Origin of the sequence: Brucella pituitosa, assembly GCF_965577835.1 — a bacterium.
GTDB classification, from domain to species: domain Bacteria; phylum Pseudomonadota; class Alphaproteobacteria; order Rhizobiales; family Rhizobiaceae; genus Brucella; species Brucella pituitosa.
In genome coordinates this window covers 2006100-2018531 of the sequence record NZ_OZ264092.1, presented here as the reverse complement: position 1 = coordinate 2018531, position 12432 = coordinate 2006100, and the positions used below count along the sequence as shown (strand labels likewise).

The following is a 12432-nucleotide window of genomic DNA, read 5'->3' as shown; positions in this document are numbered from 1 at the left end:
CTTAAGCCGAAGGGTCTTCTTCCAGAAGTCCCGTGACAAAATCAAACAGGCCCGGACGACGATCGCGGCGCAAGCGTTCTGCAACGATGATCCCTTTGATACCCGAATAAGAGCGCTCAAGGTCTTCATTGATGACGATATAGTCGTATTTCACCCATTTCTGGATTTCAAAACGAGCATTCTGCAGCCGTGTCTCGATCACGTCCGCCGTATCTTCCGCGCGGCGGTTGAGGCGATTCTGCAATTCGCGCATGGTCGGCGGCAGAATGAAAATAGACACCACATCTGCAGGCATCTTTGCCTGCAACTGCTCAGCGCCCTGCCAGTCGATGTCGAACAGCATGTCCTGACCGTCAGCCAGTGCTTCCTCAGCCGTCTGGCGCAGCGTGCCATAGAAATTGCCGTGCACTTCCGCCCATTCAATCAGCTGGTCATTGTCGCGCAGTCGCTCGAATTCCCGCTTGGTGATGAAGTGATAATGCACGCCATTGATTTCGCTCTGACGGCGTTCGCGCGTCGTAACGGAAATTGACAGCGAAAGCTTCATGTCCGGATCGTTGAGCAACTGCCGCGCAATTGTGGATTTTCCAGCACCTGAGGGCGAGGAAATCACCACCATAAGGCCTCTGCGTGCAATGCCATGTTCAACCGAAGAGATGGCCATTTTCCGTTACTCCAGATTCTGTACCTGTTCGCGAAACTGATCGACGACTGCTTTCAGCTCAAGGCCGATTGCCGTAATCGATGCTGCGTTCGATTTTGAACACAATGTATTCGCTTCGCGATTAAATTCCTGTGAAAGAAAATCAAGCTTGCGCCCGATGGGACCGCCATCTGCAAGCAACTTGCGTGCGGATGCGACATGCGTTTCAAGCCGATCCAGCTCTTCCTGAATGTCCGCCTTGGTCGCCAGAAATGCAGCTTCCTGATAAAGCCGCGTCTCATCGAGATCGCGACCCGTATCCATCAACAGCGATACCTGTCCTGCCAGACGAGCCCGGATGGCTTCGACGCTACGCGACGGGTCGCTACGTGCCGCCGATGTCAGACGCTCGATCGCATCAACATGCCCGGATAGGATGGTGAAAAGTGACTGACCTTCATGGGTGCGAGCCTCGGCAATTGCCTTGAGTGCACCTTCAAAAGCCGCAATCACCGCAGCTTCAAGACCGGCGCGCGCATTGTCATCTTCCGACACCTGTGCCTGATCGATAACACCGCGCAGCGAGAGAATACCATCAACACTTGCAGGAGCAAGCCCATGTCTGGCTTGTAGTTCTGCGCCAAGCTTCAGCACTTCATCAAGCATCGCCTGATTGATGACAAAGCCAGCCTGAGCTTCTGCGCGCTCTACATTAAGGCTCGCCTGAAAATTGCCGCGCGAAAAGTAGCGTGCCAAAAGCGAACGAACAGCATGCTCGGCACCTTCCAGTCCTTGCGGCAAACGCAGGCGCAAATCCAGCCCCTTGCCGTTCACAGAGCGCACTTCCCATACGATGCGCGCTTCATTGTCGGCTGCGCCATACTGCATCGCGTGGCGCGCAAACCCTGTCATGCTCTGGAGCGCCATGCTTACATTCCTTTTTTCGGCATTCACAAAGTGAGAAACCGCCCAATTACTGGGCGGTGTTTTGCTGCTGTAGCTGGTTCTTTTCCTGCTCAACCGCACGCCACTTGCGCACATTGGCATTGTGTTCAGCCAGGGTCTTGGCGAAGACGTGACCGCCTGTACCATCTGCTACGAAGTAGAGATCTTCAGTATCGAGCGGATTGGCCACAGCCTCAAGTGCTGCGCGGCCCGGGTTGGCAATCGGTGTCGGTGGCAGACCGTTGATGACATAGGTATTGTATGGCGTTGGCTTTTCGATGTCCGACTTGAAGATCGGGCGATCGGAAGGCTTGCCTGCACCGCCGAACAAACCATAAATGATGGTCGGGTCGGACTGGATACGCATGCCCTTGTTGAGACGGTTGACGAAGACAGACGCCACATGCGGACGTTCCGATGCGATGCCCGTTTCCTTCTCGACGATGGATGCCAGCGTCACAAACTCGTTCTTGTCCTTGACCGGCAGATCAGCACGGCGTTTTGCCCACGTGTCATCAATCAGCTTCTGCTGCGAAGCAATCATGCGATTGATGATTTCTTCGCGCGTTGTGCCACGTGTAAAATTGAGCGTATCCGTAAACAGCCCACCTTCGGACGGCATATCTTTTGGCATGTCGCCAGCCAGAATTGGGTCGGCAGAAATACGATCGAATACCTGCTTGACGGTAAGGCCTTCAGGAATGGTCAGCGGATACATGATCGACTTGCCGCTGATGAGAAGCTCCATCACATCGCGCATGGTCGCACCGGCCGGGATCGAATATTCGCCAGCCTTCAGATCGTTCTCATGACCGTAAGCACGCATGCCATAGCGGAAAATACGCGCATCACTGACGATTTCGCGGCCTTCAAGACTGTTGGAGACTTCTGAAACACCAGCACCGCGCTTGACGAGGAACGTTGTCTCGGTGGTCAGCGGCCCCTTGGAATCAAACTGAAGCTTGCCGAAGTAAAACAGAGCCGAAGCGCCCAGCAATACCAGCACGATCAGCGACAACATGAAGTTCATGAAGACGACGATCTGGCTGCGCGCATGGCGTGAACGCTTGCGCGGCGGCGGCGTACCAGGTTCCGGACGCAGGGCTTCAGAGGCGGATTTCGGCACGAAGGGCTTGCTCGCCGCGGCTTGCTCGGGCGTGGCTGCAGCTTGCGGCTGCTGCTCGGCAGGATTGGTTCCGGGTTTTTCTTCTGAACTCACACCATCACCTCGTCCTGAAACCCGTGCGAAAGGGCATACAAATCAAACAAATTCTGTCAGATCACACTAAACGCAATTATCAAGTTTAAACATTGCATCGGGTTATATTTTGGCAAAAACGCGGAGAAATCCCCGCGTTTTTGCATAGATCTATTTTTTAAGCTCATTCGCTCAAGAATAACGGCGCAGAACCAGCGAAGCGTTAGTGCCACCGAAGCCGAAAGAATTCGACAGGGCAACGTCGATCTTACGTTCACGCGCTTTGTGCGGCACGAGATCAATCTTCGTTTCAACCGCGGGATTATCGAGGTTCAACGTTGGCGGTGCGATATTGTCACGGATCGCGAGTGTCGAGAAAATAGCTTCGGCCGCACCGGCTGCACCCAACAGATGGCCAATCGACGACTTGGTTGAGGACATCGAAATCTTCGACGCCGCATCGCCAACAACGCGCTCAACCGCACCCAGTTCAATCGTATCCGCCATGGTCGAAGTGCCATGTGCATTGATATAATCGATCTGGTCAGGCGTGATGTCTGCGCGCTTCAAAGCTGCAACCATGCAACGTTCTGCGCCCTCACCGCTCTCGGTCGGAGCTGTGATGTGATAGGCATCGCCCGACAGGCCATAACCGACCACTTCAGCATAAATCTTTGCGCCACGTGCCAGCGCATGTTCCAGTTCTTCCAGAACCACAACGCCCGCGCCCTCGCCCATGACGAAACCGTCGCGGTCACTGTCATATGGACGCGATGCAGCGGTTGGATCGTCATTGCGCTTGGTGGACAGAGCCTTACAGGCGGCAAAGCCTGCCAGTGAAATGCGGCTGACCGGCGATTCCGTGCCACCGGCAACCATAACGTCTGCGTCGCCGAAAGCGATCAGACGGGCAGCGTCGCCAATGGCGTGCGTACCGGTTGCGCAAGCAGTTACAACCGAATGGTTTGGACCACGAAGTCCATGCTTGATCGAGACATGGCCAGAAGCCAGGTTGATCAGACGCCCAGGAATGAAGAAAGGTGAAATGCGGCGTGGGCCTTTGTCGCGCAGCGTGTAGCCAGCTTCGACGATCCCTTCGATACCACCAATACCCGAACCGATCAAAACGCCGGTGCGAACCTGATCTTCATCGCTTTCAGGATGCCAGTTGGCATCATCCAGTGCCTGATCGGCTGCACCAACGGCATAAACGATAAATGGATCAACCTTGCGCTGTTCCTTCGGCTCCATGTGGAGGTCAGGATTGAAGGTGCCATTAGAGCCATCACCAAGGGGGATGCGGCAGGCGATCTGGCAAGCCAGATCATCAACTTCAAATTCCGTGACGCGGCGAGCACCGCTTTCACCGGCAATAAGACGCTTCCAGGTCTCTTCGACACCGCTAGCAAGCGGCGACACCAGACCAAGACCGGTGATGACGACACGCCTCATATCCACCCCTTAAATTTGATAAACTTCGTTGGAGACATCCCGCAGGCAAAAATGCCTCATACGGACGATGCTCAATCTTGATCACCGGTACATTACCGGGCTGCAACTCGCAGCAGCCACAACCGGCTATGGCAGTTCATGTCTTCCAGACGACTGTGTACAACCGCTGACCAGAAGACAAGCAGGGCCGGGATTCGAAAGAATCCCAGCCCCGAAAGCTCAGATTAGGCAGAAGCCTTATCGATGAACTTCACAGCGTCGCCGACCGTGAGGATCGTTTCTGCAGCGTCGTCAGGAATTTCAACGCCAAATTCTTCTTCGAAAGCCATGACGAGCTCGACGGTGTCGAGGCTGTCTGCACCAAGATCATCAATGAAGCTCGCGCCTTCGGTGACCTTGTCTGCATCTACACCCAGATGCTCAACAACGATTTTCTTGACGCGCTCTGCGGTATCGCTCATGTCGGAACCTCGACCTGTTGTTAACTTGCTCTGCCTTGGTTAGCGGCATGCATGATTGTAATCAAGTTATAAGATGTCTGCCAAGTTTTGAGTTTACTCACCCTGACAATCACCCTGTGGATATTCCTTGCGGAACAGGAAAACGGCATCTCGCAATTGAAATGCCGAAACTCTCGTCGGGCGCATTACCATGCTTCTTGAGCAAGGCAAAGCGCATTTTGCTTTTCAGAGCCCGACTTTAAGACTTTATATACCGTAAAATGCCGATTCAAGAGCCCTTAAAAGGCTTTTAAATCATAGCCATACCACCATTGATGTGCAGGGTCTGACCTGTGACGTATGCGGCTTCATCGCTTGCAAGATAAACCACTGCAGCAGCAATATCACCACCCACACCCATGCGCTTCATCGGGATGCTGCCCATGATGGCTTCCTTCTGCTTTTCGTTCAGCTTGTCCGTCATCGCCGATTCGATAAAGCCGGGCGCTACACAGTTGACCGTGACATTGCGGCTTGCGATTTCCTGTGCAAGAGACTTCGAGAAACCAATGAGACCTGCTTTGGAAGCGCAATAATTGGCCTGACCCGGATTGCCTGTCACGCCAACAATCGACGTGATGTTGATGATACGGCCCTTGCGGCGGCGCATCATCGGGTGGGTCAGTTCACGCGTCAGGTTGAACACAGAAGTCAGATTGACGTTGAGAACCGCATCCCAGTCTTCGTCGCTCATGCGTACGAAAAGACCGTCGCGGGTGATGCCGGCATTGTTGACGAGAATATCAACGCCGCCCATTTCTTCCTCTGCCTTCTGACCGAGCGCCTTGACGGCTTCGCGGTCGGACAGGTTGGCCGGGAAGATAAAAGTACGGTCGCCGAGCTCTGCGGCCAGTTCTTTCAGCTTTTCTTCGCGCGTGCCATGCAGGCCAACAATTGCGCCCTGTGCATGAAGAGCACGCGCAATTGCTTCGCCCAGACCGCCGGTCGCACCAGTAATAAGAGCCTTACGGCCCGTCAGATCAAACATCTCGGATCCTTTAAGCATTAAGCGCAGCAAGCGCTGCCGCAATTTCTTCGGCTGAACCAACAGTTACGCCGGTCACATCTTTGGAGATGCGACGCGCAAGACCCGTCAGAACCTTGCCTGAACCTACTTCATAAAGCGTAGTGACGCCATTGGCTGCAAACCATTCAACGGTTTCGCGCCAGCGCACCTGGCCCGTGACCTGCTCGACCAGCAGATCGGCAATTTCACTGGCATCCGTCACAGGTGCTGCACGCACATTAGCGATGAGCGGCACAACCGGATTATGCTTTTCAACTTGAGCAAGCGCTTCACGCATCGCGTCGGCAGCAGGTGCCATCAGTGTCGAATGGAAAGGTGCAGAAACAGGGAGCATGATTGCGCGCTTGGCACCTTTTTCAGATGCAAGCGAAGCAGCAAGCTCCACAGCCGCCTTCGAGCCGGAGATCACAAGCTGACCGCCGCCGTTATCATTTGCAATCTGTACCGAGCCGGAAGCTTTTGCTTCCGCGCAGATGGCTTCAACATCGCTATGCTCAAGACCGATGATGGCAGCCATTGCGCCTTCACCGACCGGTACAGCTTTCTGCATTGCATTGCCACGAATGCGCAAGAGACGGGCGGTATCTGCCAGCGAGAATGTACCAGCAGCGCAAAGTGCCGAATATTCGCCGAGCGAATGACCGGCAACATAGGCCACCTTGTCTTTGAGCGAAAAGCCCTGAGCTTCCAAAACGCGCAGTGTGGCAATCGAAACCGCCATAAGAGCTGGCTGTGCATTGGTCGTCAGCGTAAGAACATCTTCCGGACCTTCGAACATCGTGGCAGAGAGTTTCTCGCCCAGTGCCGCGTCCACTTCCTCGAAAACAGCGCGTGCTTCAGCGAACTGCTCGGCAAGGGCCTTGCCCATACCAACTGCCTGGCTGCCCTGTCCGGGAAAGGTAAATGCTACCGCCATGAATGCCTCTTTTTAAACAACAATTTCTCGCGATGTGCCCCATCACGGGTTGAAAAGTCAAGTATTTGTGGATTTTTGCCGGTCTCAACGCTTGCAAATCCGGGGAAAAGCACGTAATGAGCGCCCGTTCGTTGCTGGCATTAGCTGGGGGCTGAACGGAGGAGCATGTCTTCCTCACCGTTAAAAGTGAGAATGCATGTGGAAGTCTTAAGTGCTTCTGCCTCCCGTGTCTCCGCTCTCGATTGTCTTTACCCAGCGTCCTTTCTTCTCCGGTTTTCCGGTAAAAGAGAAGTCGCAGAGGCTTAGCCGTTAGTGCCAGCATGATGTAACAGAAGAAAGGCAAAGCCAATGGCTCTTTATGAACATGTGCTTCTTGCCCGCCAGGACATTTCCCAGCAGCAGGTCGACGCTCTCGTCGAACAGTACAAGGGTGTCCTCGAAGCTAATGGCGGCAAGGTCGGTAAGGTAGAAAACTGGGGTCTTCGTCCCCTCACCTACCGTATCAAGAAGAATCGCAAGGCGTATTACACGCTCGTAAACATTGACGCTCCGGCAGCTGCCGTTGCTGAAATGGAACGCCAGATGCGCATCAACGAAGACGTTCTGCGCTTCCTCACCGTTCGCGTTGAAGAACACGAAGAAGGCCAGTCGGCTATGCTTTCGCGCCGCGACGACCGTCGTGAACGCGATGGTGACGACCGCGGCCCACGCCGTCCACGCGAAGGCGGTTTCGACCGTGGTGATCGCGGCGACCGCGGTGATCGTGGCCCACGCCGTCCACGTGACAACGAAGCTGGTGAAGGAGCATAATCATGGTTGATATCAATCAGATCCCGACCCGTCGTCCTTTCCATCGTCGTCGTAAGACGTGCCCGTTCTCCGGCGCAAACGCTCCGAAGATCGACTACAAGGACATCAAGCTCCTGCAGCGTTACATTTCTGAACGCGGCAAGATCGTTCCTTCCCGTATTACGGCTGTCAGCCAGAAGAAGCAGCGCGAACTCGCCAAGGCGATCAAGCGCGCTCGTTTCCTCGGCCTGCTTCCATACGTTGTGAAGTAAGATCTGAGTTAAGACTTTTCGTGAGGCGGCAGCTTATGCCGCCTCACGATATTCCCCGGATGCGATGGGCGCGACCGGTGTACTAAAATCCCAAGTTGGGGTGAACGCGACTTTGTCCGCACCTCTAACTGCAAAACCGGAATAGCCGGAGCAGGACAGCGAGTTTATGAAATTCAATGGAACCATCATTGGTGTCGGCATATTGGCGGGGCTTGCCTCGGCATTGATGTCGTCCGGCGTCATTGCCCAATCGGGAATGGCGGTGGTTCTTTATTTCCTGACACCGCTGCCTATTTTTGTTGCCGCTCTTGGCTGGGGTTCGAGCGCAGGGCTTGTTGCCGCTGCTGCCGCCACTATTGCTGTCGGCATTTTTGCGGCTCCTATGGCCGCATTGCTCATGGCGCTCACAAGTTACGCGCCCGCTGCGATCGGTGCTTATCTTTCCGGTCTTGCTCGTCCCGCCTCCGAACTCGGCGGCCCTGAGGACGTCATGGTCTGGTATCCGCTTTCGGATATCGTCTTCCGTCTGGCGTTGATGGTTGCAGCAAGTTTTATCATCATCGGTTTCATTCTTGGTTTCGGGCCGGATATGGCGCGAGAACTCGCAAACACGCTGATCGACCGCCTTGCCGAAGCCGACCCGCAGTTCACTGCAAGCGATGACATGCGCCAGAGCGTCAGCGCGCTTCTGATGGTAGCACTGCCAGCAATCCAGCCAGCGACTTGCCTCGCCATTCTGGTCGGCAATCTCTATCTGGCCCTGCGCCTGACCGCTCTTTCAGGTCGCCTGCGCCGCCCACGCGATGACTGGCCCGCAACAATGCGTATGCCACGCCCGGCACTTCTGGTTTTCGCCGTGGCTCTCGCAGTAGCATTTCTGCCCGGTGCCGCTGGACTCATCGCCACGGTAGTTGTTGGCGCACTGAGCTTCGGCTTCATGATTGCAGGCCTTGCGACATTCCATCAGCGCACCCGTGGCAAGCCATGGCGACCAGTCGTACTGTGGTTCGTTTATGTGGCGATCATCCTGTTCGCGTTCCTGCTTTTTGTCTTCATGGTTTTCGGCCTTTTCGATACGTCGCGTGGCGCACCAATTTCGAAAATACCGAATGCCGACAACCAATAAATCCAAATTTAAATCTCGAAAGGAAACTCAAATGGACGTTATTCTTCTGGAACGCATCGCCCGCCTCGGTCAGATGGGCGACACTGTAAAGGTCAAGGACGGCTTTGCCCGTAACTTCCTTCTGCCACAGGGCAAGGCTCTTCGTGCCAACGAAGCCAACCGCAAGAAGTTCGAAGGCCAGCGCGCCCAGCTCGAAGCTCAGAACCTTGAGCGCAAGAACGAAGCTGAAGCAGTTGCAACCAAGCTCAACGGCGAATCGTTCATCGTTGTTCGTTCCGCTGGTGAAACCGGTCAGCTGTACGGTTCGGTTTCGACCCGCGACATCGCTGAAATCATCACTGCAAATGGCTTCAACCTGCACCGCAACCAGGTTGAACTGAAGCAGCCGATCAAGGCAATTGGCGTACATGACATCGTCATCACGCTGCATCCTGAAGTGACTGTTACGGTTTCCGTAAACATCGCTCGTTCGACTGAAGAAGCCGAACGTCAGGCAAAGGGTGAAGACCTGACCTCGATCGAAGCTATCTATGGCATCGAAGAAGCACCACTTGCTGAAGAAGTCTTCGACGAAGACGAAGAAGGCGAAGACCAGGCTTAATCTGCCCTGCTCTTTCCTCCAGGGAAGCACTGCTCTTCGGCGATGTTTCCAATGGTGGTAAACTTTATATGATCATGCCCGGCGGTCTCCGTCGGGCATTTTCTCTTTTCAGATCAGAAATTTTGCCTATTCTCTTCATTAGTATTGGATTGGAGAGGGTGCTGACGGAAACGTCCGCGTTTGCTCAGGCGAATAGCCAGAGGCCGGCCAAAAACAGACTGACCAAAGGGAAATTGCCTGAAAATCTGATGACAGAGCGGCTATAGAGCGCTGTTCGCAATGACTGAAAACGACGCTCTACTTTTGTTTTAACGCATCATAACCGAAAACCGTTTCGTACTTTTCGGGAAGCGTTTTAATTCAGGCAACAAGCCGCCTGCCGTGCAACCGCATGGATGTTTGCACTAGCTCCGATCTCAGCAAGGAGATGGGGCCAATGTATGGAATGCTGCGTACAGTTCTTTCGCATATGATCAAAATCGGCGACCTGACGGTTACCGATTCTGATGGGACTGCCAATCAGTATGGAGACAAGACCGGTGAACCGGTTCATATCCGTTTTAATACCCGCCATGCCGAGCGTGCCGTTGCACTCGACCCGGAATTGAAGCTTGCAGAATGCTTCATGGATGGCGAAATCGACTTTCTCAATGGTGATATTTATACGCTGCTCAAAATTGTCTTTGAGAACACCGGGCCTACAGCGGCCACCGAACCCTGGATGAAAGCTGCGGGAAAGTTCCGTGTGTTGTTCCGTCGCTTCCAGCAGATGAATAATTTAGCTCGGTCATCGAGCAACGTCAAAAGCCATTACGATCTTTCAGGTGCGCTATACGACCTGTTTCTTGATCCCGACAAACAATATTCCTGCGCTTATTTTGAAACACCAAATGCGACACTCGCTGAAGCACAGCTCGCCAAGAAACGCCATATCGCAGCGAAACTTCTCGTCAACGAAGGCGACAAGATATTGGATATCGGTTGCGGATGGGGTGGTATGGGGCTTTATCTCGCCCGCTATCTCAAGGCCAATGTAACCGGCGTCACTTTATCGGAAGAGCAGCACGCCATCGCCAATAAGCGCGCTGTCGACGAAGGCCTTGCAGACCGTGCAAAGTTTCAGCTTACCGACTATCGCAATATCGACGACCAGTTCGACCGGCTCGTTTCAGTTGGCATGTTTGAGCATGTGGGCGTTGGACACTTCGCTGAATATTTCCAGCACGCGGCACGCTTGCTGAAAAAAGACGGCGTTTTCCTGCTTCATGCAATCGGCCGCGCGGATGGCCCCGGCGCTACCAATCCGTTTATCCGCAAACATATTTTCCCCGGCGGCTATATTCCGGCTCTTTCCGAGGTGTTGCCACATATCGAAAAAGCCGGGCTTTATGTCACGGACATTGAAATCCTGCGGCTTCATTATGCGGAAACGCTGAAAGAATGGCGGCTTGCCTTCATGGCGCGCCGAGATGAAGCAAAAGCACTTTACGACGAACGCTTCTGCCGCATGTGGGAGTTTTATCTGGCAGCCTCGGAAAGTGCTTTCCGCTGGCAGAATATGATGGTCTTCCACATCCAGATTTCCCACAAGCAGGAAGCTGTGCCGCTGACACGCAATTACATCGAGGCGGAAGAAAAGCGTCTGAAGCGGCTCGACAGTGCACCCAAAGGGGCCAACAGTGAAACGCAGGCACCAAGCAAGCGTGTAAAGGCGTGAGGAAAATCTACACAGAGACAAAGGGCTGCCTGGATAATTCCGGCAACCCTTTTCAGTTTATTCAGCCTTGGGTGCGCCCGCTTCCCACTTGTCCCAATGGGTCGCAATTTCATCGACCACTGGAGAACCAACCAGATAGATGTTCTTCACCGTTTCAGCAAAACCACCAGCGGTTTCGCCCGGTGCCGGATCAAGATGCTGCAATGTTGTTTCATTCGGGTTGCCCTGATCGAAATTCACCGCACCGCGCAGACTGAGAATGCGGTCTGTGCCGAACTGACGCTTGATGACGAGCGTGATCGAAGCCGCTTCCATTTCCGTGATCAGATAGTCGTCAGCGCCATAGAGCTTTGCGATATACTGCGCTTCCTTCGACAGGCCGGGACCATGGAAGAAGGTGTCACCCGTCATATGGGTGCCCTCTTTCAAGGAAGGTGCGGCCTGTGCAGCCTTATCCGGGTAACGCATCCGGTAGGCTTGTGCTTCTTTCGAATCCTCAAGCTTCACATCTTTGCCAAGGCGCATCGCGGCGGCAATCAGATCAGGATTAAGTTTGAAGACGCGATAGTCCTCATAACCTTTACGTGGCATAAATACCGGCTCACCGGCCTTGCCTTCTTCTGGCATCCAGCGATGCCCAAGGTCATAATCGACAAGCCAGGTCGCCCAGCTCACATCGCCGATGGTTCCACGAGAAGGTGGCGTTCCCGCTACGCCCGACAGAACATAATAGCTCTTCGAGAAGTCAAAAGCCGGGTCGAGCAGAATGGCCTGCATACTGGCCGATGAGTTGACTTTACCCATACCAAGAACCGAACCGCAAACACCATCGTCATTGCAATAGACCGGTTTCAAAGCACCCTTCACTTCAATAGGCTTGGCATCTTTCCAGTAGCGCTCAAACCAGTTCTGAAACTCGCCAGCGCGATCTCCACTATTCTGGCCGATCTCGAACATTGCGGCGATGAAAACCTTGACCTTGATCGGCTCAGATGCTGCCGCCGGAAAAGACAAAAATGACAAAGAGGCGATGGCCGCCAGCCACGCCGATATGAAACGAGAACGCATGAAAGAATCCCTCTGAAGCTTGTTTTGGGTTTCGTAGCAGCAGCCATTCTGCATCACAACGTTCGTCAAGTCCCGGTGCAAAAGTTTAAACCGCAAACTGTGGATGCCTGTGAATCATGGTATAGCTTATCTCTCCCGGCAGGAATCACCTTGAGGCTGCGTTGCGTTTGGCTTCACT

The 12432-nt window shown here is 54.0% G+C and carries 13 protein-coding genes; 5 read left to right on the top strand and 8 right to left on the bottom strand.

What is annotated here, in order from left to right; translation table 11 throughout:
• Window position 1: 1 nt before the first annotated feature.
• From gmk to fabD, 7 genes are all read right to left on the bottom strand, one after another.
• Window positions 2-664: a guanylate kinase gene (gene gmk, locus ACSME1_RS09680; RefSeq protein WP_036566699.1), complete on the bottom strand. Its 663-nt coding sequence runs from the start codon at window positions 662-664 to the stop codon at window positions 2-4.
• A 6-nt stretch (window positions 665-670) separates the two neighbouring features.
• Window positions 671-1570 carry a YicC/YloC family endoribonuclease gene (locus ACSME1_RS09675; protein WP_024896186.1) on the bottom strand — a complete coding sequence of 300 codons (900 nt, stop codon included), beginning with the start codon at window positions 1568-1570 and terminating at the stop codon, window positions 671-673.
• A 46-nt stretch (window positions 1571-1616) separates the two neighbouring features.
• Window positions 1617-2807, bottom strand: coding sequence for an endolytic transglycosylase MltG (gene mltG, locus ACSME1_RS09670; protein WP_024896185.1), 1191 nt, complete (start codon window positions 2805-2807; stop codon window positions 1617-1619).
• Between the two features lie 171 nt (window positions 2808-2978).
• Window positions 2979-4238: a beta-ketoacyl-ACP synthase II gene (gene fabF / locus ACSME1_RS09665; RefSeq protein WP_024896184.1), complete on the bottom strand. Its 1260-nt coding sequence runs from the start codon at window positions 4236-4238 to the stop codon at window positions 2979-2981.
• 224 nt (window positions 4239-4462) lie between these two features.
• Complete coding sequence (locus tag ACSME1_RS09660) at window positions 4463-4699, bottom strand: acyl carrier protein (protein WP_002963616.1); 237 nt, start codon at window positions 4697-4699, stop codon at window positions 4463-4465.
• A gap of 289 nt (window positions 4700-4988) precedes the next feature.
• Window positions 4989-5726 (bottom strand): 3-oxoacyl-[acyl-carrier-protein] reductase, encoded by a 738-nt coding sequence (gene fabG, locus ACSME1_RS09655; RefSeq protein WP_024896183.1) that lies wholly within the window; start codon window positions 5724-5726, stop codon window positions 4989-4991.
• 10 nt (window positions 5727-5736) lie between these two features.
• The gene (gene fabD, locus ACSME1_RS09650; RefSeq protein ID WP_024896182.1) at window positions 5737-6681 is read right to left on the bottom strand and encodes an ACP S-malonyltransferase; all 945 of its coding nucleotides are present in this window, start codon (window positions 6679-6681) and stop codon (window positions 5737-5739) included.
• Window positions 6682-7029: 348 nt separating this feature from the next.
• Here fabD and rpsF point away from each other — a divergent pair, with 348 nt between their 5' ends.
• The 5 genes from rpsF (at window position 7030) to ACSME1_RS09625 (ending at window position 11186) form a co-directional block, all read left to right on the top strand.
• On the top strand, window positions 7030-7491 hold the full coding sequence (gene rpsF / locus ACSME1_RS09645) for a 30S ribosomal protein S6 (RefSeq protein ID WP_024896181.1): 462 nt from the start codon (window positions 7030-7032) through the stop codon (window positions 7489-7491).
• 2 nt (window positions 7492-7493) lie between these two features.
• Window positions 7494-7742: a 30S ribosomal protein S18 gene (gene rpsR, locus ACSME1_RS09640; protein WP_006466219.1), complete on the top strand. Its 249-nt coding sequence runs from the start codon at window positions 7494-7496 to the stop codon at window positions 7740-7742.
• A gap of 166 nt (window positions 7743-7908) precedes the next feature.
• Window positions 7909-8868, top strand: a complete 960-nt coding sequence (locus ACSME1_RS09635) for a DUF2232 domain-containing protein (RefSeq protein ID WP_024896180.1) — start codon at window positions 7909-7911, stop codon at window positions 8866-8868.
• Between the two features lie 31 nt (window positions 8869-8899).
• On the top strand, window positions 8900-9469 hold the full coding sequence (gene rplI, locus ACSME1_RS09630) for a 50S ribosomal protein L9 (protein ID WP_024896179.1): 570 nt from the start codon (window positions 8900-8902) through the stop codon (window positions 9467-9469).
• Window positions 9470-9905: 436 nt separating this feature from the next.
• Window positions 9906-11186: an SAM-dependent methyltransferase gene (locus ACSME1_RS09625; protein ID WP_024896177.1), complete on the top strand. Its 1281-nt coding sequence runs from the start codon at window positions 9906-9908 to the stop codon at window positions 11184-11186.
• A gap of 57 nt (window positions 11187-11243) precedes the next feature.
• Here the strand turns inward: ACSME1_RS09625 and ACSME1_RS09620 are convergent, their stop codons facing one another.
• Complete coding sequence (locus ACSME1_RS09620; protein ID WP_024896176.1) at window positions 11244-12254, bottom strand: purine-nucleoside phosphorylase; 1011 nt, start codon at window positions 12252-12254, stop codon at window positions 11244-11246.
• Between the last annotated feature and the right edge of the window lie 178 nt (window positions 12255-12432).